Raw genomic sequence first — 25,041 nt, forward strand, 5'->3', positions numbered from 1 at the left:
GGGTGAGGCCGGTCACGCCCGCGCCGCCGGCAACGGCACCCCGGTCGGCGGTGACGGCTCGTCGGGGGTCAGCGCGGGCTGATCAGGGGGGCGTAGTCGGCCCGGGTCAGCGGCCCGGTGGAGAGTGAGCCGTCCGCGCGGGGCACGCCGAGCGGCGCGCCGTCCCGCTGGAACACCACGGCGGTCACGTCGGCGCGGCTGGTGAGGGTGCAGACGATCTGCCCGAAGGCCAGCACCTCGTCGCTGCGGCCGGTGTCGTCCCCGGCGTCGTCGAGGGTCACCTGGGCGCGGTTGCCGGCCACGGCGGCGCTGGCGGCGCTGATCGCGCCGGGCAGGGCGCTGGCGACGTCGGCGTCGCGTTCCGTCGTGGTGGGTCCGGCCAGCAGGTGCCGCAGGTGTTCTCCGACGGTGGGCGGCCGGTCGACGCGTCGGAGCACCGGGACGATCCGGTTGTCGCGGACGAAGCAGAGCGTCTCGGTGGCGGGACCGGCGGGCGCGGTGCTGTCGGCCGGGGCCGGCACGGGGAACGGCCCGGGCGGCGGCTGGACCGTACGGGGGCGTCGTCGGTGGGGACGCCGCAGCCGGCGAGCAACGCGACGAGGGCCAGCGGGGCGAGGCGGCGGCGGTTCACGGCAGGCTCCCCGGCAGGGTGACCCGGAAGCGGGCGCCGCCGCCGGGGCGGTCGGTGACGGCGACGTCGCCGGCGTGGGCGGCGGCGTGCTGGGCGACGAGGGCGAGCCCGAGGCCGGTGCCGTCGCCGGTGCCGCGGGTGTGCGCGGCCCGCCCCCGGACGAAGCGGTCGAAGATCGCGTCCCGGTCCTCGACGGGTACGCCGGGCCCCTCGTCGTCGACCTCGATGACGCCGGTGTCGCCGTCGCGGGTCAGCCGCAGCGCGACCGGTCCCCCGCCGTAGGTCACCGCGTTGTCCAGCAGGTTCGCCAGCACCTGCGCGACGCGTCGCCGCTCGACCCGCCAGGTCACGGGCAGCCGCGGTGCGGTGTGCACCAGGGAGAGCGGCAGGTCCCGGGCCGCGCACGCCTCGCGGGCCAGGGCGACCACGTCCACCGGGACGCGGTGTGCGGGCTGGTCGCTGCGGGCGAGGTCGATCAGGTCGTTGACCAGGCGTTGGAACCGGTCGATCTCGTCGGCGACCAGCCGGGCGGCGGTGGCGGTGCGCTCGTCCTGGTGCGCACGGTGGCGGGCCAGGACGCTGGCCGCGGCGGCGAGGGTCTGCAGGGGGGAGCGCAGTTCGTGGCTGACGTCGGCGGCGAAGCGGCGGTCCCGCTCGATGCGGTGGGCGAGCTGGTCGACCATCTGGTTGAACGAGGTGGAGAGCCGGGTCAGGTCGGGGTCGGTGGCCGGGTCGAGGCGGGTGGTGAAGTCACCGGCGGCGATCTTCTCGGCCGCACTGGCGACGGCGGTCAGCGGGCGCAGGCCGTGCCGGGTGGCGTACCAGCCGAGCGCCGCCCCGGACCCGGCGACCATGATCGCCACGGTGGTCAGCGCGAGCGCCAGCACCTGGAACGTCTGCTCCAGCTCGCGCAGGGAGTTGACCTCGTAGTACGTGGCCGTCGCGGAGAGCGGAACGGCGACCACCAGCGCGGTCTGGCCGTCGACGCGGACCCGCTGCACCGCCGGCGCACCGGTGGCGACGGCCTGGCGCAGCTCGGCGGGGATGGCGGTGGTGGCGACCGGTTCGGCGGTGCGGGCGTACCACCGGCCGTCGAGTTGCAGCACGGGGCGCCGGCTGCCGCCGGTGTCCAGCGAGCGGAGCACCGCCACCACGTCGGGGACGTCCGTGTCGAGGCCGGCCCGTACGACGGTGGCGTCGAAGTAGGCGACGCGCAGGGCGGTGCGTTCCCGCTCGTCGAGCAGCGAGCGGCGGGTCAGCTCGTAGGAGACCAGGGCCATCGACACGGCGAGCAGGAGGGCGCCGACGGCGTACGCGGCGGTGACCCGGGCACGCAGTCCGAGGCGTCTCATCGTTGCAACTTGTAGCCGAGGCCGCGCAGGGTGACCAGGTGCTCGGGGTTCGCCGGGTCCGGCTCGATCTTCTGCCGCAGCCGGCCGACGTGCACGTCGACCAGTCGTTCGTCGCCGCTGTCGTAGCCCCACACCAGGCTGAGCAGCTGCTGCCGGGACAGCACCCGGCCGGCGTGCTCGGCCAGCTCGCAGAGCAGCCGGAACTCGGTGCGGGTCACCGGCACGGGCCGGCCGGCGCGGCGCACCTCCCCCGCCTCCGGGCTGATCTCCAGGTCGCCGAAGACGAGCACCGGCGGTGCGGTGGCGACGACCGGACGGGCGCGGCGGCGCAGGGCGCGCAGCCGGGCCGTCAGTTCCTTGATCGCCACCGGCTTCACGACGTAGTCGTCGGCGCCGGCCTCCAGCGCGGCGACGATGTCGTGGGTGTCGTCGCGGGCGCTGACCACCACGATCGGCACGTCGTCGTCCCGGCGCAGCTGCCGGATGCACTCGAAGCCGTCGAGGCCCGGCAGCATCAGGTCCACCAGGACGTAGTCGGCCGGCTCGCGGCGCTGGCGGCGCAGGCCCTCCTCGGCGGTGGCCGCACCGAGGGTGTCGTACCCCTCGTCCTCGAGCGCGAGCAGCAGGGCCAGGCGGATACGGTCGTCGTCCTCGATCACCAGTACGGCCGTCATGCCCGGCATCATCCCCGGGCCGCCGGGCGGGCCGCCAACCGTGGCCGCCGGCTGGCGGATTTGTCACGCAACTGTCACAGGTCCGCGCGGTGACCGCCGCACCGGCCCGGCACGGTGGTGGGCGACCGGGTCCGCGAGGAAAGGGGTACGACCGTGACGACGCCGTTGGCGCCCGCGGGGTGCACGCTGCCGCTGGTCGAGGTGTGCGTCACCGAGTTCGACCTGGCCTGCCTGCCGGAGACGGGCGCCGTGTTCGACCGGCTGCTGGCCCTGCGTCCCGCGCAGGTGGTGGTGGACCTGTCCCGCTGCCGGCACGTCGACGCCGCCGCGATCGGCCTGCTGCTGGACGTGCACCGGCGGCTGGCGCGGGCCGACGGGACGCTCACCGTCCGGGACCCGAACCCGCGGATCCGGCGCATCCTGCAGACCGCCCGCCTGGACCAGGTCCTACCGGTGGTGACCGGCACCGCACCGGCCGGCGACCCGGCGGTACCACCCGCGCGGCCGGTGCCGGCCGCCTGCGGCAGGGCCGCGGTCGCCACCCCGCACTGACCCGCCGGACAGCGGCGGTACCGGCAGCTCCGGCGCAGGAGGCAGCATGAGCGTCCACGGCCTGATCAGCGCCCTCGTCGTCGGCCTCGTCGTGGGTGCCCTCGGCCGGCTCGTCATGCCCGGCCGGCGGGGCATCCCGGTGTGGCTCACCCCGGCGGTCGGCACCGTCGCGGCACTGCTCGGCAGTGTCGCCGCCCGGCTCGCCGGCCTCGGCGCCACCGGGTTCGGCGTCCCGGACCTGCTCGTCCAGATCGGCGTCGCCGGCGTCGGGGTGGTGCTCGTCGCCGCCACCACCGGCCGGGACCGCTCGCCCACCGGTTGAACCACGGACACCCGGGTCGAACCCGACCGGGTGTCGTCGCCCGGCACACCCGCCGGGCACGGAGGAAGGACCAGCACATGACCGTCGTCCCGGACGACCACCTGATGACCCTGATCTGCGACAGCTGCGGCGAGACGGTCACCGCGACCGCCTGCGTGCTCCCGGACGCGGAGGTCGTCTGGACGCTGGTGTCCGAGCACGGGTGGAGCGGTTCCCCGTTCGCCACCGGCCCGCACCGCTGCCCCCACTGCAGTCTGCTGCCCCCGTCCGGCGGCGGCCCCACCCGGTGCGACGGGCACGGGCCCGGCGGCATCCTCGGCATCGACCATCTCGACGACGCGACCGTCATCACCGCTACCGGCGACCTCGACCTGGACACCGGCGACACGCTGCGCACCGCGCTGCGCCACGCCGCCGAGACGGGCCGGCACGTCGTGGTGGACCTGGGGGGCGTGCACGTCATCGACTCCACCGGCCTGGGCCTGCTCGTCCGCGCGCACCAGGACGCCCGCGAGCGGGGCGTCACGCTCTGCCTCGCCGCGCCGTCGCGGTTCATCCGTACGGTCCTGCACACGATGCGCCTGGACGGGGTCTTCCCGGTCTTCGACAGCCGTACCGACGCCCTGGCCCACCTGGCCACCGGCGACCCGACGCCGCCCACCACGACGCTGTCGTACGCCGGCTCGTGACCGTCGTGTCCCGTCAACCCAGCGAGAGGAGAGTTCGGTGCTGATGCCCGGCCAGTTCCCCGAGGAGCACCCCTGGCAGGCCGACCCGTCGCCGCCGCCGGCCGAGCACGACATCCGGATCGCCACGGCCGTCGCCCAGCGGCTCAGCAGCGACTGGACCACCCGCCGTCAGCAGATCGTGGTGAGCGTGCAGAACCGCGTGGTGGTCCTCACCGGCATCGTTGCCGACCCGGAGACCCGGCAGGTCGCCGGGGAGATCGCGTGGGACACCGACGACGTGTTCGACGTCTGCAACGCCCTGCGGCTCTCGCGGCCCCGGCGCTGATCAGCCAGGAGCGGGTCCGAGCGGTCCGGGACCCGCGGTCGCGGCCCGCCACTCGTCGGCCAGCACGGCGAAGACGAGCTGGTCGGCCCACTCGCCCCGGAACCGGTAGCTGCGCACGTGGCGGGCCTCCTGTCGCATGCCGAGCCGGGTCATCAGCCCGGCGGACGCCTCGTTCCCGGCGTGGCACCGGCCATACACCCGGTGCAGCCCGAACTCGTCGAACCCCAGGGCCAGCAGCGCCGTGACGGCCTCCGTGGCCAGCCCCCGGCCGCCGTGGTCGGGGTGGAAGACGTACCCGATCTCGGCCGTGCGGTCGCGCCGGCTGCGCCACACCAGCTCCACGGTCCCGATCACGCCGGCGTCGGTGGCGACCGCCAGCGTCAGGCAGTCGCCCTCCGCGCGCAGCGCGTCCTCGGCCGCCATGGCGAGCACCGACGCCCGGGACTGCTCCCGGGTACGCGGCTCGGCGCCGAGCATCCACCGGACGACGTCGGGCCGGCGCTGCCAGGCGTGCACGTCGTCGAGGTCGCCCAGGGTGACCGGGCGCAGGGTGAGCCGCGCGGTGCGGATCGGGTACGTCGGCCGGAACACCGGCCGAGTCTAGGCAGCGGTGTCCGGTCGCGGGTTCAGCGACGTACCGGCATGGCCAGGGCACGGTCGCACCTGGCCCGGTCCTCGGCCAGGTGGGAGGCGAACACGCAGGTGAGCCCCGGACGCCGGTCCAGCGCGGCCCAGAGCAGCGCCCGCGCCGCGGCGTCCAGGGACCGCCCGGGTTCGTCGAGCAGCACCACCGGCGGGTCGCCGAGCAGGGCACGGGCGACGCTGATCCGGGCCCGCATCCCGGCGGAGCACTGGTTCGCCGGCACCCGGGCGTAGTCGGTGATGCCGAGCTCCTCCTCGACCCGGGCGACGGCCCGGGCGGCCTCCCGGGTGGACAGTCGCATCCGGGCCACCAGCAGCAGATTGTCATGCCCGGAGAGCTGGCCGCAGAGGGTCTGTTCCGGGGCGAGCGCGACGCCGACCAGCCGGCGGGCGGCGGGTGAGCCGGCCGGGCGTCCGGCGACCGTGGCCCGGCCGGCGCTCAGCGCGAGCGTGCCGGCCAGGCAGCGCAGCAGGGTGGTCTTGCCGGCGCCGTTGCCACCGGTCAGCAGCAACCGGGTGCCGGGCGCGACCGCCAGGTCGAGGCCCGAGAAGACCGGGCGTCGCCGGAAGGTTCGCCCGGCACCGTCGAGTCGCAGCATGTCAGGACCGAGTGGACCGCGCGGTCAGATCGATCTCTGGAGGCCGGCCCGACCCTCGGCGTCGTCGACGCCGGGAAAGCCGCCCTGGATCAGCCCGGCCGGCGCGTCGAGCCGACGCAACCGCGGTAGCCGGTAGCCCTGCGGAGCCGACCATGCCGGAGCAATCTTCATCAAATCTCTCATTCGCCAGGAATGCCGACCGTCGCTGGCGTCGGCGGGCACCGGCAGTGAACGGCGGGCGGGACAGGGTGACGGACGCGGTGCCAGCAGGCCACCGACCTGCCAGAACATGATATACCAAGATAGCCCCATTTCAATGCATGTAAGGCTATTTCGCATTCGTTCTTCCCACTGCCGGCAATCGGCCGGGCCCACGGGGTGCCCGTGCCCGCCGTGCACCGTGCCACCACCCGGAAAGGCAGGTCCGATGCCACCCTCGTCCCGCATCCACGCACTGGTGGGATCGGCGCTCCCCGGCCTGCCGGTCGCGACGGTCAAGCCGTGACCACCACCACCGGCGGCCTCGCGCTGCGCTGCCTCGCCCTCGACGCCCTGGCCGTGTCCACCAGCGACCTGCTGCGCCGGCAGGGCGTCGACAGCGTGCTGCTCAAGGGCGCCGGGCTGGCCCGCCGGCTCGGGGTCGACCGGCTCTACGCCGACGTGGACCTGCTCGTCGCACCGCACACCATCACCGCCGCGCAGACCGCCCTGCACGCCGCCGGTTACCGGCCGACACTTCCCCCCGACCTGTACGACGTCGCCGGGCCCTGGCACGAGCAGCCCTGGTCCGCCCCCGGTCCGCTGCCGCTGGCCGTGGACCTGCACCGCGGCTTCGCCGGGGTTGGCGACCCCGACGCGTTGTGGCGGTCGCTGCGCGCCGGTGCGGGGCCCCTCGACCTGGCCGGCGGGCACGTCCTCGTACCGGACGAGTCCGGCGCCGCCCTGCTGGCCGCCCTGCACGCCGCCACCCCCGGCGGCGTCGGCAAACCCGCCCAGGACCTGGCCCGCGCGCTGACGGTCCTGCCCCCGGACGCCTGGGACGCGGCGGGCCGGCTCGCCGCCGACTGCGCCGCCACAGCGGCGTTCACCGTCGGGCTGCGGGTGCTGCCGACCGGCAGGGCGCTCGCGGACCGCCTCGGCCTGCCGACCACCCCGGACCGTCGTCGGCCTGGCTCGCCGCCCGGCTGGCCAGCTCCACCTCGGTCGGCCTGGCCCGCTGGGCGGAACAGTCCGGGCCGGGGCACCGCCTCCGCTTCCTCGCCCGGCTGATGGTGCCGCCACCGCCCTACCTGCGGCAGCTCGACGCGGGCGCCCGGCACGGCCGGTGGGGCCTGCTGCGGGCGTACGTCCGGCGGGCCGGCCGGCACGTCCGGGGCCTGCCCCGGGCGCTGCAGGAGCTGCGGACGGCGCGGCGGCGGCAGCATGACTGACCGGTTGCGGGCCCTGGCCCGGCTGACCCGCCGGCACGGGCCGCTCGGCCTGGCCCTGGCGGCCTGGACGATGCTGGCCTGCCGACGGGTACGCCGCCAGCTCGCCCGGGGCGGGCTGGACGCGGTACGTCTCTCCGCGCCCCCACCCGGCGGCACCGACACCCTGGTCCGACACGCGCTGCGCCGCAGCGGCGGCAACTGCCTGGAGAGTGCGCTGGTGCGGCAGCGCTGGTTCGCCCGGCACGGGGTGACCCGGACCGTGGTGATCGGGGTCAGCGGGCCCGGCGCCGGCTTCCACGCCCACGCCTGGCTCGACGGCGACCCTGACCCGCACCGGCACGAGCTGGCGGAGATCCTGCGGCGGCCGGCGCCGCCCTCCTGGCTGCCCTGACCGGACCGCCGCCCCGCCGCCGCGCCGGGCCCGCCGGCGACACGGCTGTCAGCGGCGTTCGAGCAGGTCGGCGGCCTCCAGCTCGGCGAGGAAGGCGTGCACGTCGGCGACGGCGCGCTCCGGATCGACCGGTTCCCGCCCGGCCAGCACCCCCGCCAGCTCCCCGACGGTGGCCCCCGCCACCAGGTACGGCCAGAGCAGCGCGGCCGAGCGGTCCAACGCGAAGTAGACCGACTGCCGGACGTCCAGCAGCACCGCCTCGTCGCCCGCCGCCCGCCAGGCCACCCGGTCGTCCCGGACCCGGTAGACGGTCGAAGTGTCGGTGTTCATCTCGGTTCCTCCTGAGTAGGTCGTCGCGGTGCCGCCGGCCAGTTCTGCTGCGCCCGTCCCCTCACCGGGAGTGCTCGCCGGCACCGACGAGGAGGCGAGCGACATCAGTCACGGGTGAGCACCCCCCGGCGCCGGCCGAGCCACAGCGCACGATCGAAGATCCAGGCGGACAACGGCAGCAGTACGGCGGTGATCCCGGCCAGTACCGCGGCCGCGCCCCGCCAACCGCCCCCGCCGAGCGCGTGCCGCAGCCCGTCCAGCGCGATACGGGTCGGCAGCACCGCGCACACCGGGTGCAGGACGTGCGGCAGCACCGACGGCGGGAAGTACGTGCCGGACAGGAACGACAGGGCCACCACCAGCAGCCGGGCGGCGGGATCGCCGTACCCGACCGCGACCCCGATCCCCATCAGCAGCACGCAGAACGGCAGCGTGCACAGGGCCGTGAGAGCCAGCATGACCGCCACCCCGGGCCAGTCGGCGTGGCCGACGTGCAGGCCGAAGAAGCCGGCCAGCACGGCCAGATAGAGCGCGGCGCGCACCAGCGCGAAGGCAAACGGGTAGCCGGCCAGTCCCAGCCCGACCGACCAGGCCGGCACCGGCTGCGCGGCAAGGAGTTCCAGGGTCCCGTCCCGCTGCTCGGTGACCACCCGGGCGACCACCTGCAGGGTGGCGGCCTGGAGCACCAGCAGGAAGACGATGCCCACCGCGACGAAGTCGAAATAGCTGGCCGCCCGCTCCAGGCCGCCGGCCGGTACGGGCGTGAGCACCCGGGACACGAACAGGAAGACCAGCAGGTTGAGCAGCCCGAAGAGCAGGTCCAGCAGAAACGACAGGCGCAGCCCGCGTCGCTCGGTCAGGTCCCGGCGCAGCAGCGCCAGCAGCCCCCGCCCGCCGGCCCGCCACTGCGACGGCGCCCCGCCGGGCGTACGACGGTCGCCGTTCTCCGCGACGCGCACCCCGGGAGGGCCCGCGAGCAGCACGTCGATGCCGGACGGCTCCGCCCCCGGCCGTCCGGCGGCAGCGCCGCCGCCCGCCGGCAGCCCGTCGAATCCCCGCATGCGCGCCTCCTCCCATCGGTTAACGCGCCTGCGGCCGATACGGCACTCCCGGCAGACATCCGATGCGGGCCGGCGGGCTAGCGTGGGCGGCACGAACGACCCTGGAAGGGCAGCCGTGGGTGGTCTCGACGAGGCGGCGTCGGTCTTCACCGGGGTGCGACCGCGCCTGTTCGGGATCGTGTACGCCAGCTCGTGGGTGATGATCTCGTGACGCTGAGTCAATTGTGTGTCCCCTTTGGGGCTGTTGCTGGCGATAGGTGCTGTCAAGGCGTAACGTCTATGGACTCCTGTCCATACGGTGGATAGCATTCGAAGTAATTGTTGCTGAGCAATCAATCCAACGGGGGTTCACATGATTGCGCTGACCGGCAGTTGTCCGCCGTCCGCGGTGGCACAGGGGTGACAATCTTCTGCTCATTGCGGTGCCCCTCTTCCCGCTCGCCCTTCTGATACCGGTCCCTGGCAACGCCGCCCATCGGATCAATCACGATCTGGCCGTGCCAGTCGATTCCCCTCCTGGTCCGGGGACGGCTCCGCCTGCCGTCCGCTCGGACGATCATTCGCCGGTCTGATCTCTGGCCGTTCATCGGCGCCCGCTCGTCCGGGCGCCGATCACACCTGTCCTGAGCTGGGTCATTCCGGTTCGGTGTGCAGTTTTTCGGCATGGCTTCACGCCAGTGGAAACACGTCCGCTGGAGTCGTACGAGGAGTGTTGATGGGTCAACGCAAAGCAGCCGTGGTCATAGCCTCCGCGCTATTGGCTGCATCGGTGCTGGTGATTCCGACAGGTGGTTCGGCAATCGCCGCTCCGTCCGGCGGCAAGGACAGGGTGGGAAAGCCTGTAGTGTCGCCGAAATCGAAGTCCTCGGTGTGGTTGTTCGACACGCCGCACACGTCCTCGTCGCGTACCACCCTCCTGGCCGGGGCGGCGCCGTCGGTGCCGAAGGGCACCGGGCCGGTACGCAACGCCACCCAGCTGTCGTTCTCGTTGAGCGACCGTCTGCAGGCGAAGGTGAACGTCGGTTCGGGCAACCTGATGCTGAGCAGCACCGAGCTCACGCTGCCCGGCATAGCGGGGAACGTCACCATCGGCGCGACCTTCAACAGCCTGCTGCTGGGAAGCGACCTGGCCACGGGCGCCCACGGCGCCGGGTGGCGCACGCGCGCCGGTCAGGACGTCAAGCTCTACCCGGCCGACGACGGCTCGGTGACGTACGCGGCCGCCGACGGTGTGGTCGGCAAGTTCACCGCTTCCGGCTCCGGCTATGCCGCCCCGAGTGAGTTCAAGGCCACCTTGGCGCACAACGGAACGGGCTGGAAGCTCACCGAGCACGACAGCGGGAAAGAGCTGTTCTTCGGCTCCGACGGCCTGCTCGACAAGACCGAGGACCGCAACGACAACGTCACCGATGTCGCCTACAGCGGCGGGCAGATGACCGGCATCACCTCCGACCGCGGCCCCACCTCGGCGCGTACGGCGGCGGCGACCTGGACGGCCGGGAAGATCGGGAAGTACCGGCAGACCGCCAGCGACGGCAGCTGGCGTGAGGTGTCGTACGCCTACGACAGCAGCGGCCGCCTGCAGACGATCCAGTCGGCCACCTGGCGCAAGGTGATGTTCGAGTACGACGCCGCCGGTGACCTGACGAAGATCACCACGAAGGACAACACCTTCGTCACCCTGACCTACGACGGCCAGCACCGGGTCACCTCGCTGACCCAGGTCACCGACAACGCCACGATGCAGGGCTCCACGACCCGCCTGGCGTATCCCACCTCCACCCAGACGCTGGTCGCCGACGCGCGGCAGGACATCTCGCTGGCCGTCTCGGCGGTGCCCCACACCACCTACAACCTGAACAGCGACAAGCGGGTCACCGAGGCGATCGATCCGGCCGGCAACAGCCAGAGCAAGACCTACACGCCGTTCAGCGACGTGAAGACCTCCATCAGCCCGGAGAACTCCACGGTCACCAACACCTTCGGCGCGAACGCCGGTGAGTCGATGACCAAGTCGGAGTCGCCGACCGGCGCCAGCGCCTCCGCCGCGTACGCCAATGCCGCCACGTCGACCAACCCGACGGCGAACTTCCAGCCGTCGTCGTCGATCGACACCCAGAGCAACAGCTCGACCTACACCTACAACGGCGCCGGCAACCGCACCTCGACAGCCGACGCCCTCGCGGCGAAGGCCGACGTCGACTACAACACCGATGGCACCGTCAAGACGTCGACCGACCCGGCCAACACCGGCAACCCCACCAACTACAGCTACGACGGCAGCAAGCAGCTCACCACGGTCACCCCGCCGACCGGCAACGGCCTGGCGACCAAGACCATGACGTACGACCCGTACGGCCGGCTCAGGACCGTGGACGACGGCTGCACCACCACCTACACCTACAGCCTCGACGACCGGATCTCTGAGATCGCCTACTCCGGCTGCGGTACGCAGCCCTCGGTGACCTTCGACTACGGCGGCACCGGGAACCTGCTCACCCGCACCGACGCCACCGGCACCACCACCTGGTCGTACGACAACCTCAACCGGCTGCGCGAGCGGAACAACCCCGGCGGTGGGATCCTCAAGTACGTGCCGGACCCGGTGGGCAACCTCGAGCAGCTGACCGACGGTCGGGGCACCACGAGGTACTACTACAACTCGCGGAACTGGCTGGTCCGGATGGACACCGCCGGGGGCACACGCTACAACTTCCAGTACGACAAGGACGGCAACCGTACCTACACGTACTTCGCCGCCAACGACGTCAACAGCGTCTACGCCCTGCGGATCAAGACCACGTACGACAAGTCGAACCGGCCGACCCGGATCACCGCCACCCGCAACTCGGCGAGCCCGGCCACGGTCTTCGACGTCACCTACTGCCACGCGAACTATGTCTCCGGCTCGCCCTGCTCCACTCTGAAGACCGACGACACCGGCCTGCGGCAGTGGCAGAAGGACGAGGTGACCGCTGCGGTCAGCCAGTTCAGCTACGACAAGGCCAACCGGCTCACCAAGGCCACCAACTACAACGGCAAGACCTACGACTACGCCTACAACAGCAACGGCAACCGCACCAGTGTCAAGGTCGACGGCACCACCACCCAGACCCTGACCTACAACACGGCCAACCAGGTCACCACCACCAACAACACCTACGACGGCCGCGGCAACCAGACCCGCAGCAGCTCGCCGTCGGTGAACCCGATGACCTACAACTCGGTCAAGCAGATGACCGGGGCCAACAGCGGCACCTACTCCTACGCCGGCGCCGACCAGGTGGAGCTGGTGCAGAACGCCTCGGCCACCATGCAGTACGGCATGGAGGACCAGAACGGGATGGCGTGGCTGCAGTCCTGGACGGCGAACGGGTCGACGGCGTACGTCGAGCGGGACGGCATCGGTACCCCGCTGGGCCTGCGGCTCGGCTCCACCGACTACGCCTATGTGCTGGACGCGCTGGGCTCACCGGTGGCGATCGTCAAGGCCGACGGCACCGTCTCGGCCACCTACCGCTACGACCCGTACGGCAACGGCACCACCACTGACGAGTACAACCTCGGCCAGACGAACCTGATCCGGTACACCGGTGGGACGTACGACCTGACCACCGGGTTCACCAAGCTCGGGCAGCGGTGGTACAACCCTGCGCAGGGACGCTTCACGCAGTCGGACAGCCTGAGCTTCATCGGTAGTCCGGAGCACGGTAACCGGTACGCGTACGCCGGCGACAGCCCGGTCAACTACATCGATCCAACCGGCCTGAGCTGGAAGGCGGCACTTGCCGGTACCCTGATCGGCGGAATTGCCGGCATGGCCGCGTGGGGTCTGTCGGGCGGCAACCCTGTCATCGCAGGTGCGGTGGGCGGCGGCGTCGGCGGATTCGCGCAGTCAGCTATCGGCGATTACGAGGACGGGGAGCCGGTCGACTGGGGCAACGCCCTTGCTGAAGGAGCGATCGGCGCGGCGGGTGGCGCCGCCCTCGGCTTCCTCCAGAGCCTGCCGCCCAAGCCGACTCTGTGAAAGCGGAGGTGAGGGCGGCGGGACCGCCCTCACCTCCTGGCCATGTCGAGAAAACAGGAGTGACCGCATTGCCCTTCGCCCGGCTACCATCGCCAAAAAAGATGAGCATCGCTGAGAGCAGCTACTGGTATCTGACATGCGTTTCACCCTGGATCGTCGCCTGGTCGGGCTACGAGTTGATCTCGGGTGAACGCAGAGATGCCCTACCGTGGATTTTGCTGATCGTCTCGGTCGCGGCACTGATCGCTGGTGTCGCCGGGCTGGTCGTATTGAAGACCAGGCGAAACTGACCTGTGCCACCACGGCGGCCGCGAAGCGCCCGCCGTGGTGGCTGGTCTGCCTCCTGGCTCATCGGAGCCCCAGTGGGGAGAGCGTGCGTCATCGCCGTGTCGTCCGTCAGCCATTCGCCGAGGCTGTCAGATGCTGGAGAACCGGGTCGACGCCACGACGGCCCTAACCCGCCCGGAGGGTGAGCAGGGTGATCTCGCTCGGCGCGAAGATCCGGAACGGCGGACCCCAGAAACCGGTCCCCCGGCTCGTGTAGAGCTGGGTTTGGCCGTGCCGGCTGAGACCCTGCACCACCGGCTGGTCGAGCCGGACAAGGTAGTGGAACGGCCACATCTGGCCGCCGTGGGTGTGCCCCGACAGTTGCAGATCCACGCCGGCCGCGACCGCGTCGTCGATCTGCTTGGGCTGGTGCGCCAGCAGCAGCACGGGCAACCGCGGGTCGGTGCCGGCGAGCGCCGCGGCGTGGTCGGCCCGGTGGCCGGCCACGCCGGACGAGGCTGCCGTCACGTCGTCCACTCCGGCGACGACGAGCCGGGCACCGCCCCGCTCGACCACGAGGTGCCGGTTGTGCAGCGGCTCCCAGCCGAGGGCCCGCATGTGCTCGACCCAGCCCTGCGCCTCGCCGTAGTACTCGTGGTTTCCCGTCACGTACACCCGGGCCAGCCGGGCCTGGACTGCGCCCAGCGGCGCGGCCTGCGCCCGCCGCTGGTCAACCGTGCCGTCGGCGATGTCGCCGGTGTGGCAGACGATGTCGGCGGCCAACCCGTTGACCACCTCGATGGTCCGGGCGGACCAGCGGGCGCGGTCGATCGGGCCGTAGTGGGTGTCCGTCAGCAGCACCACCCGGACCCCGTCGAGGCCCGCACCCAGCCGGTCGACGGTGACGTCCACCCGCCGGACCCGGGGCACCCGCATCGCCTCGGCGTACCCCCAGACGGCCAGGACGACCGAGACGACCGCCGCACCGACCGCCACCGCTCGGGACCGCACCGGATCGGCGACCCCTGCGGCGGCCAGCGGGAGCCGGGCCACGTTGCCGAGCAGCGCCCAGACGAACAGGATCCAGACCAGACCGAGGAGCGTGTCCCCCGCGCGGGCCGCCGCGTCCAGCCGCCGACGGCCGTGCCCGAGATACATCAGGACGGGGAACGCGACCATCGCGACGACGAACACGCTCGTGCCGGCGGCCACCACCGGCGCCGGCCACCGCGCCGCCACCGTCAACGTCCACCACGGCAGCCCGAACAGCAACGCCAGGACCGCGACCAGCGTCGCCCCGGACACCAGTGGTCGCAGCGACCGTCGCGCCGGCCGCACCTGTACGGCATCGCCAGCAGCCATCGTCGTCCTCCCGTCGAGTCCGTGCAGCATGACACGGTCCGGGCCGGATCGACCACGCCCGGAGACCGGGACGGAACCGGTCAGGGTTTACTCGCGGACCGACCAACCCCGAGGATCGAGGTCAGTGCGGGAGTTCGGCGGCGCAGCAGGCCTCCCCGTCGGCGGAGAGCAGGCCTTCGAAGTCGGCACACTTGATCTTGAAGCGGCCGTGCTGGCCCCAGCCTGGCCCCCAGGAGTTCTGGAACAGGTACGCCTGCTCCTCGTCCAGCCGGTCCAGCATCACGTAGCAGTGCCCGCCGGCCACCTTGCCGGTCGGCTTCACGTAGCCGTCGGCGTCCGGGTGGAACATGTCGTCCGTCCAGTTGGTGCCGACCACCACCGATCCCTGGGCGTTGATCCACTGGTCGATCTCGGCCAGCGAGCCGGCGAACGCGAACGCCGCGAGCCGACCCCGGTTGCGCAGCGCCAGCGCCCCCGACCGGACGGTCGAGCCGTTCTCCGCCCGCGGCTCGCCGTCGATCACCTTGCACTCGTAGTACAGCGCATGCGCGTCGGCGTTCTGGTACTCCCCCGGGACCGGCGTGGCGTCCACCCAGCCCGACCAGCCGAAGCCCACACAGTGCCCGGTGTCGCCCTGGTCCAGCTGGAGCGGCAGCTGCCAGGCCGGGGCCGCATCACCGGCCGGCGTCGGGCCCGGCGCGGGTGGGATCCCGCCGGCCTGTTTCTTGAGCCAGCGCCAGAAGACCAGGTACGCCCGCCAGTCGGTGAAGTACGTGGTCTCGCTCAGCACCTGCTCGATGGTCCGCTGCCGGATCTCCTCCGGCGGCTCGGCGATCTCCATCAGCCGCGACATCGACCAGTCCCGCGGGTCCGGCCGGTACACCCGGCCCAGCAGATGGGGGCCGATCACCTCGCTCGCGCTGCGTTCCGGTGGGTCCTGCGCCAACCGCCGGTCCAGCTCCATCACGGCCTCCTCTCCGACCAACCCCCAGCAGGGGTGTCAGCTCCCACGATGCGCCCCGGCCGACGGCCGGCACTGTCCGTTTGCCGACTGCCGGCACGGAATCCGCCGGCCGGGTGGGCTCGGCGAGCGGCTACAGTCAGCTCTCACGTTGGCGAGGCTCTTCATCCAGCGCGGAGGCGCTGACCCGGGGCCTCCGGCGAGCCGTGCGGCGTGGTGCTTCCTGCTCGCGGCGGACCACTCCTCGGCCGGGCTGGTGAGCGGCGGCCGGAGCCGGGCGGAGGGCCAGTGGCGCGACGCGTCGGCCTTCTCCACGGCTTGGCGTTCCTGGTGGGCGCGCAGCAGCAGAACACCCCGAACGAGGTCGACGCGCGGCCACTTGAGACCGGCCAGCTCCCCTCGCCTGGCGCCGACCACGATGGCCAAACACCCAGGCGGTACGCAGCCGGTGATCGGCGTGGCGCCTGAGGCACTTCGCCGACTACGCCGGCGTCCAGACGCCCTTACGCCTCATCGTCTCCCGCTCGGCCTGCCGAGGCTGTCGTCCGCGCCGAGGTCCGCTCCCCCGTAGGCGGCGCGCGCCTCGCCCTGCCCGTAGGGCAGCGGTCTGGCTGGGGAACTCCTGCCGCTCGTGCTGGCGGCGGCGCCCGTTCGCGTCGGGCGGGAGGTCGATGATGAAGAATCAGCGGGGCTGGCCGTTGGAGAGGCGGTAGCCGTAGACAGTCATGGGGTTGCACTTCCGCAGTAACGGGATCGGGGATGCAACCCACGTTGAGCGATCTCCGTTACCGCCAGCGTTACCACAAGATCACACAAAACACGGCCTCGGACCGAGCCCGCGGGTTCGTGTAACGAGCCGAAGGTCTCGCCCTCAGCAGCCGATCGCGGCCTCGATCCGGCTCGGTACCGACTTGCAGACCTCGGCGCGGTCGGGGTGCCAGTAGGGATCCAGCAACCAGGACCACTGCCGCTCCTGATAGTGCAGCACAATCCAGCCTATCGGTGGGGTGCCCTGGACCGGCGCGTACGCGAATCCGGCCTGACAGACGACTGAACCGGTGACCTTCAGATTCACGTCGCTGCCCTCAAAGATCCCGGGGCCCAGGGTGTCGACACGCTTCGCGAAGGCGTCCCTGGTCAGGCACGGCCCGGTGGCGGCGCCGCGGGGTTTGCCGGTCGGCGAGGCGTTCGGGTCGTTCCCGGGCGGCGCGGCGATGCTGCGTACGTTCGAGGCGATCTTCGTGCCCTCACCGTTGATCTCGCTGTAAAGCTTGCCGCCGTCCGGAACCACGACCGCCTTGAACGACTTGCTGAGCTGCCGGACTGCTGCCACCGGCCCGCCGTCGACGCTGACCCACTTGCCGTCGTCAAGTCGCCACAGGCTGGACGGCATCATCGGGATTCCGCCGTACGGATCGCAGAGGTAGCTGGCCATCGTCGCGTACCACCGCCGGTCCCGTCCCTGCCACGCGTCGTTCAGGAAGACCTCGGCGTTGTCGGTGGCGAGGGTTGCGGCGTTCGTCGTGGTCGGCGGGCCACCAGCGATGTCCGCGGTCCGGATTGGGCCAGGGTGGGCACAATCGCCCTGGGATGTGACGACCTGGTAGACGAGCTTGCCGCCGCCGGCCGCGATCGTGATGTGCTCGGCCAACTCCGGGAACTTCTCGACGGTCCTGGCCTGACCGCTTCCCGTCACCCAGCTCAGGGTGCCTCCACCGCCGCTGCGGGTGAGCACCGCGAACCCATCGTCCGCACCGGCCACGGCCGTTTTCTGCCCACTGGGGAGGGTCGTCCCGAGTGTCCGCGAGGAGCCGCCCGCGAGATCCCGCAACGTGACCTTGCCGCCGGAGTCCGCCCAGGCTACGGTCGATCCGGTGACTGGCACGGCGTCGGTGCACCCGCAGCGCACCTTGCTTTCCTCGGTGCCGAGCACGTAGAGGTAGCCGTCGCTGCCGGCCGCGAACGCGTACCGCCCGTCGGTGGTCCAGCGAGCCTCCCCGGCGATCGGGCCGGACGTGCGGAGCGTGACACCGGAGCCGCGTACAACGGCCAAATCATTGTCGCCGGTGTACGCGTAGAGCGGCTCGCCGCGGGCTAGATACTCCGCAACCAGGCCGAGGACCTCGTTGGTGTGCTGGATTACGCGTGCCTCATTCGAGTGGTAGCACGTGCCGAAGAGCGAGAGTAGCCAGTACTGCCGTACGTCGATGTCGGCCTTGCGGTTAAGCGCTCCCAGCAGGTTGTCCCAGGCCGACTGCGTGAGCGACGAGGTGACCCGGCATTCGGCGACACGTTCGGCATGGTCGCCGGAGGTCGCCGAACTGGTCGACACGATGACGTCGCCCAGGTCCACCTCCGGCCCCCTGGCGAAGAAGAGCCCGGTCTCGACGACCGCGCGGCTGGCCAGCGTGTTGACCTCGGTGCCTTCCGGCCACGCGGCCAGCGACTTCATCTCCGGGCTGCCGGGCGCGAACGAGTGCATCGCCGAGAGGAAATCGACAAGGTCGGCGCACCCCGGGAAGTTCCCCACGTCATGGCAGAGCGCGAGAAGCTGGTGAACCGTGGCCGCCAAGGCGGAGGTCGTTTTGTCCATCTTCGCAGCCTCGCTGGCGAGCGAAGTGACAAGACCGGAGATCAGCGAACCTTCGTACGGGGTACCGAGCGTGACCACCAGCCCGACGTGCCCGCGCCGCTCGACTCCGCCCGGCGCCGCCTCGGACAGCGACCACCTCGTGATCAGCCCACCCATCGAATGCGCGACTACCACCACCTTGTGTCCGCGGAACGCCGTGTTCTCCGCCAGGCAATTCATTGCCTCAATGACCCGCGGCGCCCCGCTCCCGTCTTCGAGAAAGAACTTCTTGGCGACGTCGCTGTAGTCGACGGTGTAGACCGCGGCCCCCGGTAGCTTCTGAAGGTTGCCGAGCAGGCTGCTCTTCACCCGCGGCTCGATGTTGAGGGTGGAGAGATTGATGGATTCCGACCACATGCGCGGGTTACCGCCGTTCCAGCCGTGCACGAGCAGAATCGGGGTGTAGTTGCCGTCCCCGTGCGGCGTGCGCTGGGCACCCTTCTCGAGCGGCGCGAGCTCAGTGTGCGCACCGCAGTTCGCCGGCGGTGTTGTGGCGGCGTAGGAGGGTGTCGCGGCCGGTGCACTCGCGGCGACGAGTAGCATCGCGGCGAATGCGATGGTCATTGTTCTCACGCGGCCGTGGTGGATAGGACTCGCCACGCGCCCTCCTCCTGAATGACGACCAGCCGGAACCGGGTCCCTTTTGCGCCGGGTGGGGTTGCGGTCACGAGCACAGAGGCAACGGATCCCGTACGGCGCCAGCTCGCGCCATCGACTGCAAGGGTCGTGCCAGCGGGCAGCGCCTTCCGCACGTCGCCGAACTGGTCACGGCTCCCGGCGGCAAGCGCACTGGTGTCGGCGGCGGCAAACTGAGCAGGGAGGCCTTCGACCACCCTGGTGACGGCGGTAAGACGCTCCGCCTCACCCGGGTCGGCAGTCGTTAGCACCACGACCTTGCCGGTCAGTTCTGCCGGCTTCTCGGCTCCGCCGCCGCGATTCCAGACGAAGGTGCCGACACTGCCCGCTACCACGACAACGACGGCCGCTAGAAGCAGAGCCTTCTTCACTCGGATGACCTCCCTGCCCGGACCGGGGCTGTAGCGTAAATCGACGGGTGAGCATGCACGAGAGCCTTGAGGACGCAGTCCGACTATCCGTCCGGCTCAACTTCGCCAACCGTCCAGCACTTCGTCCGGCCACTAGCTTGATCGTGAACCTGTGATCGGGTGACATCTACTCCTGATCAGGAGAAGAGCTCTTGATTGATCACTCCTCCCGACTAGGAAAGAAGATCAAGAATCAAGGGCTGTCAGGTGATCAGTAAGCCATTCCGTCCAAGCGTTTGACTCCTGCACGCTGTCACGTGGTGCGGACATGATCGTGGTGGAGGATGACAAAGCGCCGCAGCGACGGTCTTTCCGATCCACTGCGGATCCAGGCTGACGTTGCGTAGCGCTCTGAATAAAAGTAGGCTTCCACAAGCCGCTGGCCTGCGTAGGCTTGGCATCTGGCCGCGACTGGTGGAACCGCGTCGCAGCGACGATCTCAGTCGAGCACCTGAGCCTCCACGACCACGGACGAGCCGGTGGCTGTCTTGCGCACGTGTAGGCGCGATGGTATCCGCCTGCGCAGTTCCGTGATATGGCTGACCAGTCCGACGGTTCGGCCACCGGAACGCAGGGCGTCGAGCGCGTCGAGCACCTGATCGAGCGCCTCTTGATCGAGACTGCCGAAGCCCTCGTTAACGAACAGACTGCCGAGTTGAGTGCCGCCTGCCTCGGCCAGGACGACATCGCTGAGTCCGAGGGCAAGACATAGCGAGACCAGGAAGGTTTCCCCGCCGGAGAGCGTGGCGGGACGACGTTCCTGGCCAGTCCACGCATCGATGACGGACAGGCCGAGTCCGTTTCGCCCGGCGCGGCGGCCGGTGTCTGACTCGGTGACGTGACGCAGCAGGTAGCGGTTGTAGGTGACCTGCCCGAGGCGGGTGTTCGCTCGTCCCCTTACCGAGCCGGGTGGAACCTGGCGGCGGGCAAAGTTCGGTGGGCCGCCTCTGTGACGACGTCGGCAACGATGGTCCTGGTGTACGGCCAGCCCGCAGCAGTGGAACCCGGCGTCCACCAGAGACGACACCCGGGCCCGCAACCTGCCCGGCATCAGCCACCGACAACGAAATGGGCCCCCGACTCCGTCGGCGGCCCATCACGAAAGATCGAGGTTGGTTGTCAGGTCCGCGCTCTGCCTGAGGGGTTGATGGCCTCGCTGACCTGGGACCGAGGCATGGAACTCGCCGAGCACAAGCGGTTCACATCGCCACCGACGTCAAGGCCTACTTCGCCGAAGCGACTACCCGCCTGTGCACCTGAGCTCAATCCGATGGAACTGCTGTAGTCCTCGCTCAAGAAGCGTGAACTCGCCAATGTGCCGACAACCACCTCGCAGAAGCCCGACGCTACCGAACAGGGCATCCGCCGGATCAACCAGAACCGCCGGATGCCCTGTTCGTTTTCCTCGCCCACACGGGCCTCACTATCCATCCATCAACCCCACAGAACTAACGATCAGTAGGGCTCACAGAAGAAGATGTGGACGAGCGGCGCACTGACTCGTTGCGTCAAGTAACAGAACCTACAGGTTGTTTACCTGCGGGCCCTTAGATAGCCTGGGGCATGCAGTCAACATAGCCAGTCACTCGCGCCGACGTGTCGTTCCAGTTGGAAAAATTCCACGTCGCCGTTTGAGGGGCTTCTTTGTCCAGCGACAAATCTGCATCAACCCCTGTAGGGTGCGATGCACTTCCGCCTGCAAAAAACGGCACGTTTGCAGGGCAGCCGAGCTCCACTTTTGCCACACCAGGCAGAATGAGCCCCTTAGCGGGAACAACGACGTCCTGCTTGATTCGAATGTTTGGATCGGGTTGCTGGGCAATGGATGAGCAGGTAACTTCCATGGCGACCCAGACATTCTTGGCCGGGTTGCTATACTGGTTACCATTGAAGAAATCAACTCTCGTTTCTCCAGGATTACTTTCCGTCGCGATGTTGATCAGGCGCCCACGGCTTCCGGAGATCGCGAGGGAGACGGACTTCGCGTAGGGGTAAGCTGACGGACACTTCACCTTTACATAACTGGCTGTCTGAGGGGCGGCCCAACCAGAGTTCGAGGCGAGATAATCGCTCGAACTGGCCGCTGCAGCGCTGGCACCCGGGGAAAAGAGAATGAGTCCCGCGGCGATTGCCGCGGCTCGGCGGATAGCGGTGGAAGGCATCAGAAAACGCTCCTTGCAGAAGTTGACCAGATGATTGCGGTTCTTCGATGAGCCGAGCGGCCTCGCGCGGCGATGCGACGGTCCGTCAGACCGTCGTCGGGGTTCGGTCCGCCGCGGTCGCGCGGGCCAGCACCAGGGAGAGTGGGACGCTTCCGCCCAGCGGCACGATGTCCGGCTCGTCGAAGCCGGCGTCCGCGAGCCAGGCGCGGTAGTCGGTGAGGTGATGCACGTCGCCCGTCGAGGTACGGCCGGCGAGCCCGAGCGCGTAGAGCGCGACCGACCGCCGTGCAGCGGCGTCCTCGGATGTCGCAGGCAGAACGTCGACCACCGCGACGCGGCCGCCCGGCCTGAGCAGGGCGGCGACCCGGCGGAGCAGGTCGGCGCAGGTGGCCCGGTCGAAGAGGTGGCAGAGGTTGGCGACCACGGCGGCGTCGAACCGGGGCTCGGGGGCCTCGCCGACGGTCAGCACGTCCGTGCCCCAGAAGGAGAACCGGTCGGCGACTCCCGCCACGTCGACCGCGGCCCGGGTCGTGGGTAGGACCTCCGGCAGGTCGAGGGCCGTGATCCTGACGTCAGGCGTACGGCGGGCGACGGCGATGCCGTAGATCCCGCCGCCCGCGGCGACATCGAGAACGTCACGCACGCCGGGGCCGAGGACGTCCGCTACCCGGCCGGCGATGTCGTGCTGCGCTGCCGACAGCGCGGCGACCGCCCCCGGATAGAGGCGGCCCGCGCCGTCGGCGGTGCGGACGTCGACCGGCGGCAGGCCGGTCCGTACAGTGTCGTCGAGCCGGTCCGCGCTCGTCAGCAGTCCGCCGATCTGCTCGGCGCCGGGAACGGCGAGCCGGAACCGGCCCCGCTCGGCCACGACCACGCCGATCGCGTCGAGCGCCTCCAGCAGCAGCCGCGTGCTGCGGGGATTCGTGCCGGCCCGCGCGGCGACGTCCTCGGCCGGGCCGGGAGCCGCAGCGAGTTCCGCCAGCACGCCAGTCCGGTCCGCGGCACGCAACGCGGCCACGGTGTGGATGGCTTCGACCGCGACGTTCAACGCGCTCATCGGTCGACCGTCGAGACGATCGTGACGATGCCGTTCGTTCCATCGACGCGGACGACGTCGCCGTCTCCGAGCCGGGACGTCGCCGATGCGGTCGCGACGACGGCCGGGACGCCATACTCGCGGGCGATGATCGCCGGGTGGGATAGGGTGCCGCCGGAGTCGGTGACGAGCGCTCCGACCGACGGGAAGAGCACCGACCACACCGGGGAGGTCGACGGGCAGACGAGGACGTCGCCAGGTCGCAGCCGAGCGAATTCGGTCTCGTCGCGGACGACGCGGACCGTGCCGGTGTAGATGCCGGGCGAACCGGCGACTCCGTGTATCGGGCCTGTGGTGTCGCCGGGGCGGATCGGCGGGAAGATCTGGTTCGTCGTCCAGAGGAACGCCGCCATCGCGAACCGCGTTGGCCCGGGCAGCAGGGACAGCGGCGGCGGGTCGGCCGGCGCCGGCCCGTACACGTCCGGCCCCGGGTGGGCGAGCACCCAGGCCCGCTCGCCGAGCCGGCGAAGGACAACCTCGCGCTGGTCGTCACGGTCCGCGAGGGCCGCGATCAGCTCGTCGGCCTCAAGCATGAAGGCATCATCCGGCTGGTCCACCTGGCCGCGTTCCGCCAACCGGATGCCCACCGCGAGGGCGGCGTGGTGCAGCACCGCCAGCGGCCGGCTGACCGTGGCGAACTCGTTGTCCTCCCGTACGGGGTAGGCCGCCGTCGCCGCCGCCAGGTCCCGCTCGAAGCGTTCGGCGTCGGCTTTCGGGCGCCCGGCGAGGGAACGGCGGGCGGCGGCGAGCGCCTCCTCGCGGTCACGCGCTACGGCCGCCTCCTTGGCCGCGGGATCGGCGTCACCCTCGAGCTGGTCCCGCAGCAGTCCGAGGATCAGGCCGGGTCGCTCGTCGATGGTCGGCTCGGCAGCGTCGTACTGCAGGGCCCGGCAACCGTAGTCCCGCAGGTACGCGTCGAGGGCGGCGGCGACGACAGGGTCGGCGGCCTGGACCTCGGCCAGCGGGGCGCCCTCGCGAAGCCGTGCCAGGGCTTCCGGTGAGCGTCGGATCAGGCCGGCCACCTCGGCGAGTGCGCGAGCCGGCGCCGTCGAACGGTGCGATGTGCCGGAGACGAGCCGGAACGTCTCCGCGATGTCGAGGCCGAGGACGTCCCGGCAGGTGAAGTAGAACCGCGACAGTTCCATGCACAGAGCTCCGTGCAGCCGGAAGTGGACGTCCGTGCCGTCCCGGACGAGCGTGACGGCGTCCCGCAGGTGCGCGGCGAGCGCGTCATCGCTCAGACCCGCCCGGTCCACGGCCAGCAGCTCGGTGGTCCGCCTCGTCAGGTCTGGCTGCCACTGCTCGTGCCAACGGCGTACCCATTGCCCTGCAAGGTCCTGGTCCTGCGCCCGGAGCGCCGCAGCGTTGCGGGCCCGCATGGGTGGCGCCAAGCGGGCGGCGAGCCAGGTTACCCAGGCCGGTGCCTTCGGCGGCTCCTTGCCGCCCAACGGGATGATGCGCTGGTACTCCCAGCCGCCGATGTCACGGAACTCGATTCCGTCGACCAGCAGCCCGAGTTCCTCGCAGACCTCGGTGAGGGTACGGCCACGCTGGTCAAGCCAGGATCGGTTCACGGGTGTCCAGGGCAATGGCGCATGGCTGGCCTCGCGCTGCCAGTAGCCCGGCGGCAGGTCGGCAGGCACCTCGACCGGAACGACGACTCTGGTGGAGGTCGGCAGCGTCGTCACCGGGCGGGCCTGCAACAGGTGAACCGCGCCGGCCGCGTCGAGCGCCCACTCGACGTCCTGCGGGCCCTCCAGCAGCGCCTCGGCGCGCCGGGCGAGGTCCGCCACGGCCTCGGCCTGAGCGGCGGTGAGGACCGTACCGTCCGGTGACGGCGCGATCCGGGTCGCGAGCTGACCGACCTGCCAGTGTTCCGGGGTCGCCGCACCGCTCACCAGCCGCTCGCCGAGCCCCCGGACGGCGTCGATCGTGACGACGTCACGCGCGCCGGTCACCGGGTCGGCGGTAAAGGCGACGCCGGCAGCGACAGCATCGATGAGCGGCTGCACGAGGACGGCGATCGTGGCGGCCTCGAGTCCGCTGCTGCCGTGGTACCGGGCGACGCGGTCCGCGCTCGCCGAGGCGCGGCACCGCTCCACGGCGGCGAGCAGGGCGTCGCGACCGCGGACGTCGAGGACGGTCTCGTAAAGCCCGGCGAACGAGGCGTCGGCGCGGTCCTCGTCCAGGCCCGACGAGCGCACCGCGAGCGGGACGTCGCCCCACCGCGCGGCGGCCGCGACGAGCAGGTCGGCGACACGCCCGTCGAGGCCGGCGTCGGCGCGCAGCACGACACCGTCCGGCACGGGCAGGCCGAGAGCGCGCAGGTGGGCCAGCGTCGCGGCCTTCCGGCCCGCGGTCGCCGGGTCTGTCGCGGCGTCGAGGTCGAGCACCGCGGCGAGATGCAGAATGGTTGACGGGGTCATGATCGGTCTCCTCCTTGGCTGTGTGGAGGATGTTTCCGCCATCCCTGGTTCCCGGGACATACGC

The 25,041-nt window shown here is 71.0% G+C and carries 25 protein-coding genes and 1 pseudogene; 9 read left to right on the forward strand and 17 right to left on the reverse strand.

The window, feature by feature from the left end; translation table 11 throughout:
- Positions 1 to 68: 68 nt before the first annotated feature.
- The 3 genes and pseudogenes from MRQ36_RS01240 to MRQ36_RS01250 form a co-directional block, all read right to left on the reverse strand.
- Positions 69 to 631: pseudogene (locus MRQ36_RS01240) on the reverse strand (GerMN domain-containing protein).
- Positions 628 to 1,983 (reverse strand): cell wall metabolism sensor histidine kinase WalK, encoded by a 1,356-nt coding sequence (locus MRQ36_RS01245; protein ID WP_242791703.1) that lies wholly within the window; start codon positions 1,981 to 1,983, stop codon positions 628 to 630. Before MRQ36_RS01245 ends, MRQ36_RS01240 begins: the two are co-directional and overlap by 4 nt.
- Entirely contained in the window at positions 1,980 to 2,657 is a 678-nt protein-coding gene (locus MRQ36_RS01250; RefSeq protein ID WP_242791706.1) for a response regulator transcription factor, read from the reverse strand. The genes MRQ36_RS01245 and MRQ36_RS01250 overlap by 4 nt, the downstream gene beginning before the upstream one ends.
- Positions 2,658 to 2,810: 153 nt before the next feature.
- On the opposite strand from MRQ36_RS01250, the gene MRQ36_RS01255 reads away from it, so the two are divergent.
- The 4 genes from MRQ36_RS01255 (at position 2,811) to MRQ36_RS01270 (ending at position 4,545) form a co-directional block, all read left to right on the forward strand.
- On the forward strand, positions 2,811 to 3,209 hold the full coding sequence (locus tag MRQ36_RS01255) for an STAS domain-containing protein (protein ID WP_242791708.1): 399 nt from the start codon (positions 2,811 to 2,813) through the stop codon (positions 3,207 to 3,209).
- A gap of 46 nt (positions 3,210 to 3,255) precedes the next feature.
- The gene (locus tag MRQ36_RS01260; protein ID WP_242791711.1) at positions 3,256 to 3,531 is read left to right on the forward strand and encodes a GlsB/YeaQ/YmgE family stress response membrane protein; all 276 of its coding nucleotides are present in this window, start codon (positions 3,256 to 3,258) and stop codon (positions 3,529 to 3,531) included.
- A 77-nt stretch (positions 3,532 to 3,608) separates the two neighbouring features.
- A complete protein-coding gene (locus tag MRQ36_RS01265) occupies positions 3,609 to 4,220 on the forward strand; it encodes an STAS domain-containing protein (RefSeq protein WP_242791721.1) in 612 nt (203 codons plus the stop codon).
- 37 nt (positions 4,221 to 4,257) lie between these two features.
- Positions 4,258 to 4,545, forward strand: coding sequence for a BON domain-containing protein (locus tag MRQ36_RS01270; protein ID WP_374249716.1), 288 nt, complete (start codon positions 4,258 to 4,260; stop codon positions 4,543 to 4,545).
- Here MRQ36_RS01270 and MRQ36_RS01275 read toward each other — a convergent pair whose 3' ends face one another.
- The 3 genes from MRQ36_RS01275 to MRQ36_RS01285 are packed head-to-tail and all read right to left on the reverse strand — an operon-like array spanning position 4,546 to position 5,957.
- Positions 4,546 to 5,136, reverse strand: coding sequence for a GNAT family N-acetyltransferase (locus MRQ36_RS01275; RefSeq protein ID WP_242791724.1), 591 nt, complete (start codon positions 5,134 to 5,136; stop codon positions 4,546 to 4,548).
- 35 nt (positions 5,137 to 5,171) lie between these two features.
- Positions 5,172 to 5,786: an ATP-binding cassette domain-containing protein gene (locus tag MRQ36_RS01280; protein ID WP_242791728.1), complete on the reverse strand. Its 615-nt coding sequence runs from the start codon at positions 5,784 to 5,786 to the stop codon at positions 5,172 to 5,174.
- Positions 5,787 to 5,810: 24 nt separating this feature from the next.
- Positions 5,811 to 5,957 (reverse strand): hypothetical protein, encoded by a 147-nt coding sequence (locus MRQ36_RS01285; protein ID WP_242791742.1) that lies wholly within the window; start codon positions 5,955 to 5,957, stop codon positions 5,811 to 5,813.
- A gap of 330 nt (positions 5,958 to 6,287) precedes the next feature.
- Between MRQ36_RS01285 and MRQ36_RS01290 the strand changes: the two genes are divergently transcribed.
- The 3 genes from MRQ36_RS01290 to MRQ36_RS01300 are packed head-to-tail and all read left to right on the forward strand — an operon-like array spanning position 6,288 to position 7,607.
- The gene (locus MRQ36_RS01290) at positions 6,288 to 7,055 is read left to right on the forward strand and encodes a nucleotidyltransferase family protein (RefSeq protein WP_242791744.1); all 768 of its coding nucleotides are present in this window, start codon (positions 6,288 to 6,290) and stop codon (positions 7,053 to 7,055) included.
- Positions 7,055 to 7,216, forward strand: coding sequence for a hypothetical protein (locus MRQ36_RS01295; RefSeq protein ID WP_242791746.1), 162 nt, complete (start codon positions 7,055 to 7,057; stop codon positions 7,214 to 7,216). The genes MRQ36_RS01290 and MRQ36_RS01295 overlap by 1 nt, the downstream gene beginning before the upstream one ends.
- Entirely contained in the window at positions 7,209 to 7,607 is a 399-nt protein-coding gene (locus MRQ36_RS01300; RefSeq protein WP_242791748.1) for a lasso peptide biosynthesis protein, read from the forward strand. The genes MRQ36_RS01295 and MRQ36_RS01300 overlap by 8 nt, the downstream gene beginning before the upstream one ends.
- 48 nt (positions 7,608 to 7,655) lie before the next feature.
- Here the strand turns inward: MRQ36_RS01300 and MRQ36_RS01305 are convergent, their stop codons facing one another.
- The 3 genes from MRQ36_RS01305 to MRQ36_RS01315 form a co-directional block, all read right to left on the reverse strand.
- Positions 7,656 to 7,937, reverse strand: coding sequence for a PqqD family protein (locus MRQ36_RS01305; RefSeq protein ID WP_242791750.1), 282 nt, complete (start codon positions 7,935 to 7,937; stop codon positions 7,656 to 7,658).
- A 104-nt stretch (positions 7,938 to 8,041) separates the two neighbouring features.
- Positions 8,042 to 8,998 carry an ABC transporter permease gene (locus MRQ36_RS01310; RefSeq protein ID WP_242791752.1) on the reverse strand — a complete coding sequence of 319 codons (957 nt, stop codon included), beginning with the start codon at positions 8,996 to 8,998 and terminating at the stop codon, positions 8,042 to 8,044.
- Between the two features lie 720 nt (positions 8,999 to 9,718).
- Positions 9,719 to 10,048: a hypothetical protein gene (locus tag MRQ36_RS01315; protein ID WP_242791754.1), complete on the reverse strand. Its 330-nt coding sequence runs from the start codon at positions 10,046 to 10,048 to the stop codon at positions 9,719 to 9,721.
- Between MRQ36_RS01315 and MRQ36_RS01320 the strand changes: the two genes are divergently transcribed.
- Positions 10,035 to 13,025: an RHS repeat-associated core domain-containing protein gene (locus tag MRQ36_RS01320; protein ID WP_242791756.1), complete on the forward strand. Its 2,991-nt coding sequence runs from the start codon at positions 10,035 to 10,037 to the stop codon at positions 13,023 to 13,025. The two genes, MRQ36_RS01315 and MRQ36_RS01320, sit on opposite strands and share 14 nt — an antisense overlap.
- Before the next feature lie 101 nt (positions 13,026 to 13,126).
- On the forward strand, positions 13,127 to 13,315 hold the full coding sequence (locus MRQ36_RS01325; RefSeq protein WP_242791758.1) for a hypothetical protein: 189 nt from the start codon (positions 13,127 to 13,129) through the stop codon (positions 13,313 to 13,315).
- A gap of 163 nt (positions 13,316 to 13,478) precedes the next feature.
- Here MRQ36_RS01325 and MRQ36_RS01330 read toward each other — a convergent pair whose 3' ends face one another.
- From MRQ36_RS01330 to MRQ36_RS01370, 8 genes are all read right to left on the reverse strand, one after another.
- Positions 13,479 to 14,654 (reverse strand): metallophosphoesterase, encoded by a 1,176-nt coding sequence (locus MRQ36_RS01330; protein WP_242791760.1) that lies wholly within the window; start codon positions 14,652 to 14,654, stop codon positions 13,479 to 13,481.
- Between the two features lie 121 nt (positions 14,655 to 14,775).
- Complete coding sequence (locus tag MRQ36_RS01335; protein ID WP_242791762.1) at positions 14,776 to 15,618, reverse strand: hypothetical protein; 843 nt, start codon at positions 15,616 to 15,618, stop codon at positions 14,776 to 14,778.
- Between the two features lie 868 nt (positions 15,619 to 16,486).
- The gene (locus MRQ36_RS01340) at positions 16,487 to 18,811 is read right to left on the reverse strand and encodes a hypothetical protein (RefSeq protein WP_242791765.1); all 2,325 of its coding nucleotides are present in this window, start codon (positions 18,809 to 18,811) and stop codon (positions 16,487 to 16,489) included.
- Between the two features lie 5 nt (positions 18,812 to 18,816).
- On the reverse strand, positions 18,817 to 19,254 hold the full coding sequence (locus MRQ36_RS01345) for a hypothetical protein (RefSeq protein ID WP_242791767.1): 438 nt from the start codon (positions 19,252 to 19,254) through the stop codon (positions 18,817 to 18,819).
- A gap of 478 nt (positions 19,255 to 19,732) precedes the next feature.
- Entirely contained in the window at positions 19,733 to 20,308 is a 576-nt protein-coding gene (locus MRQ36_RS01350) for an SbcC/MukB-like Walker B domain-containing protein (RefSeq protein WP_242791769.1), read from the reverse strand.
- A gap of 532 nt (positions 20,309 to 20,840) precedes the next feature.
- Positions 20,841 to 21,455: a hypothetical protein gene (locus MRQ36_RS01360; protein ID WP_242791771.1), complete on the reverse strand. Its 615-nt coding sequence runs from the start codon at positions 21,453 to 21,455 to the stop codon at positions 20,841 to 20,843.
- 85 nt (positions 21,456 to 21,540) lie between these two features.
- The gene (locus MRQ36_RS01365; RefSeq protein ID WP_242791774.1) at positions 21,541 to 22,512 is read right to left on the reverse strand and encodes a methyltransferase; all 972 of its coding nucleotides are present in this window, start codon (positions 22,510 to 22,512) and stop codon (positions 21,541 to 21,543) included.
- Positions 22,509 to 24,977, reverse strand: coding sequence for a PEP/pyruvate-binding domain-containing protein (locus tag MRQ36_RS01370; protein WP_242791777.1), 2,469 nt, complete (start codon positions 24,975 to 24,977; stop codon positions 22,509 to 22,511). Before MRQ36_RS01370 ends, MRQ36_RS01365 begins: the two co-directional genes overlap by 4 nt.
- Positions 24,978 to 25,041 lie beyond the last annotated feature (64 nt).

Origin of the sequence: Micromonospora sp. R77, assembly GCF_022747945.1 — a bacterium.
Classification (GTDB): domain Bacteria; phylum Actinomycetota; class Actinomycetes; order Mycobacteriales; family Micromonosporaceae; genus Micromonospora.

Coding starts and splice junctions, on each gene's coding strand:
- MRQ36_RS01245 (WP_242791703.1), bottom strand. CDS start 1,983: ATGAGACGCCTCGGACTGCGTGCCCGGGTCACCGCCGCGTACGCCGTC.
- MRQ36_RS01250 (WP_242791706.1), bottom strand. CDS start 2,657: ATGACGGCCGTACTGGTGATCGAGGACGACGACCGTATCCGCCTGGCC.
- MRQ36_RS01260 (WP_242791711.1), top strand. CDS start 3,256: ATGAGCGTCCACGGCCTGATCAGCGCCCTCGTCGTCGGCCTCGTCGTG.
- MRQ36_RS01265 (WP_242791721.1), top strand. CDS start 3,609: ATGACCGTCGTCCCGGACGACCACCTGATGACCCTGATCTGCGACAGC.
- MRQ36_RS01280 (WP_242791728.1), bottom strand. CDS start 5,786: ATGCTGCGACTCGACGGTGCCGGGCGAACCTTCCGGCGACGCCCGGTC.
- MRQ36_RS01285 (WP_242791742.1), bottom strand. CDS start 5,957: ATGAAGATTGCTCCGGCATGGTCGGCTCCGCAGGGCTACCGGCTACCG.
- MRQ36_RS01295 (WP_242791746.1), top strand. CDS start 7,055: ATGGTGCCGCCACCGCCCTACCTGCGGCAGCTCGACGCGGGCGCCCGG.
- MRQ36_RS01300 (WP_242791748.1), top strand. CDS start 7,209: ATGACTGACCGGTTGCGGGCCCTGGCCCGGCTGACCCGCCGGCACGGG.
- MRQ36_RS01305 (WP_242791750.1), bottom strand. CDS start 7,937: ATGAACACCGACACTTCGACCGTCTACCGGGTCCGGGACGACCGGGTG.
- MRQ36_RS01310 (WP_242791752.1), bottom strand. CDS start 8,998: ATGCGGGGATTCGACGGGCTGCCGGCGGGCGGCGGCGCTGCCGCCGGA.
- MRQ36_RS01320 (WP_242791756.1), top strand. CDS start 10,035: ATGCTGAGCAGCACCGAGCTCACGCTGCCCGGCATAGCGGGGAACGTC.
- MRQ36_RS01325 (WP_242791758.1), top strand. CDS start 13,127: ATGAGCATCGCTGAGAGCAGCTACTGGTATCTGACATGCGTTTCACCC.
- MRQ36_RS01330 (WP_242791760.1), bottom strand. CDS start 14,654: ATGGCTGCTGGCGATGCCGTACAGGTGCGGCCGGCGCGACGGTCGCTG.
- MRQ36_RS01335 (WP_242791762.1), bottom strand. CDS start 15,618: ATGGAGCTGGACCGGCGGTTGGCGCAGGACCCACCGGAACGCAGCGCG.
- MRQ36_RS01340 (WP_242791765.1), bottom strand. CDS start 18,811: ATGACCATCGCATTCGCCGCGATGCTACTCGTCGCCGCGAGTGCACCG.
- MRQ36_RS01360 (WP_242791771.1), bottom strand. CDS start 21,455: ATGCCTTCCACCGCTATCCGCCGAGCCGCGGCAATCGCCGCGGGACTC.
- MRQ36_RS01365 (WP_242791774.1), bottom strand. CDS start 22,512: ATGAGCGCGTTGAACGTCGCGGTCGAAGCCATCCACACCGTGGCCGCG.
- MRQ36_RS01370 (WP_242791777.1), bottom strand. CDS start 24,977: ATGACCCCGTCAACCATTCTGCATCTCGCCGCGGTGCTCGACCTCGAC.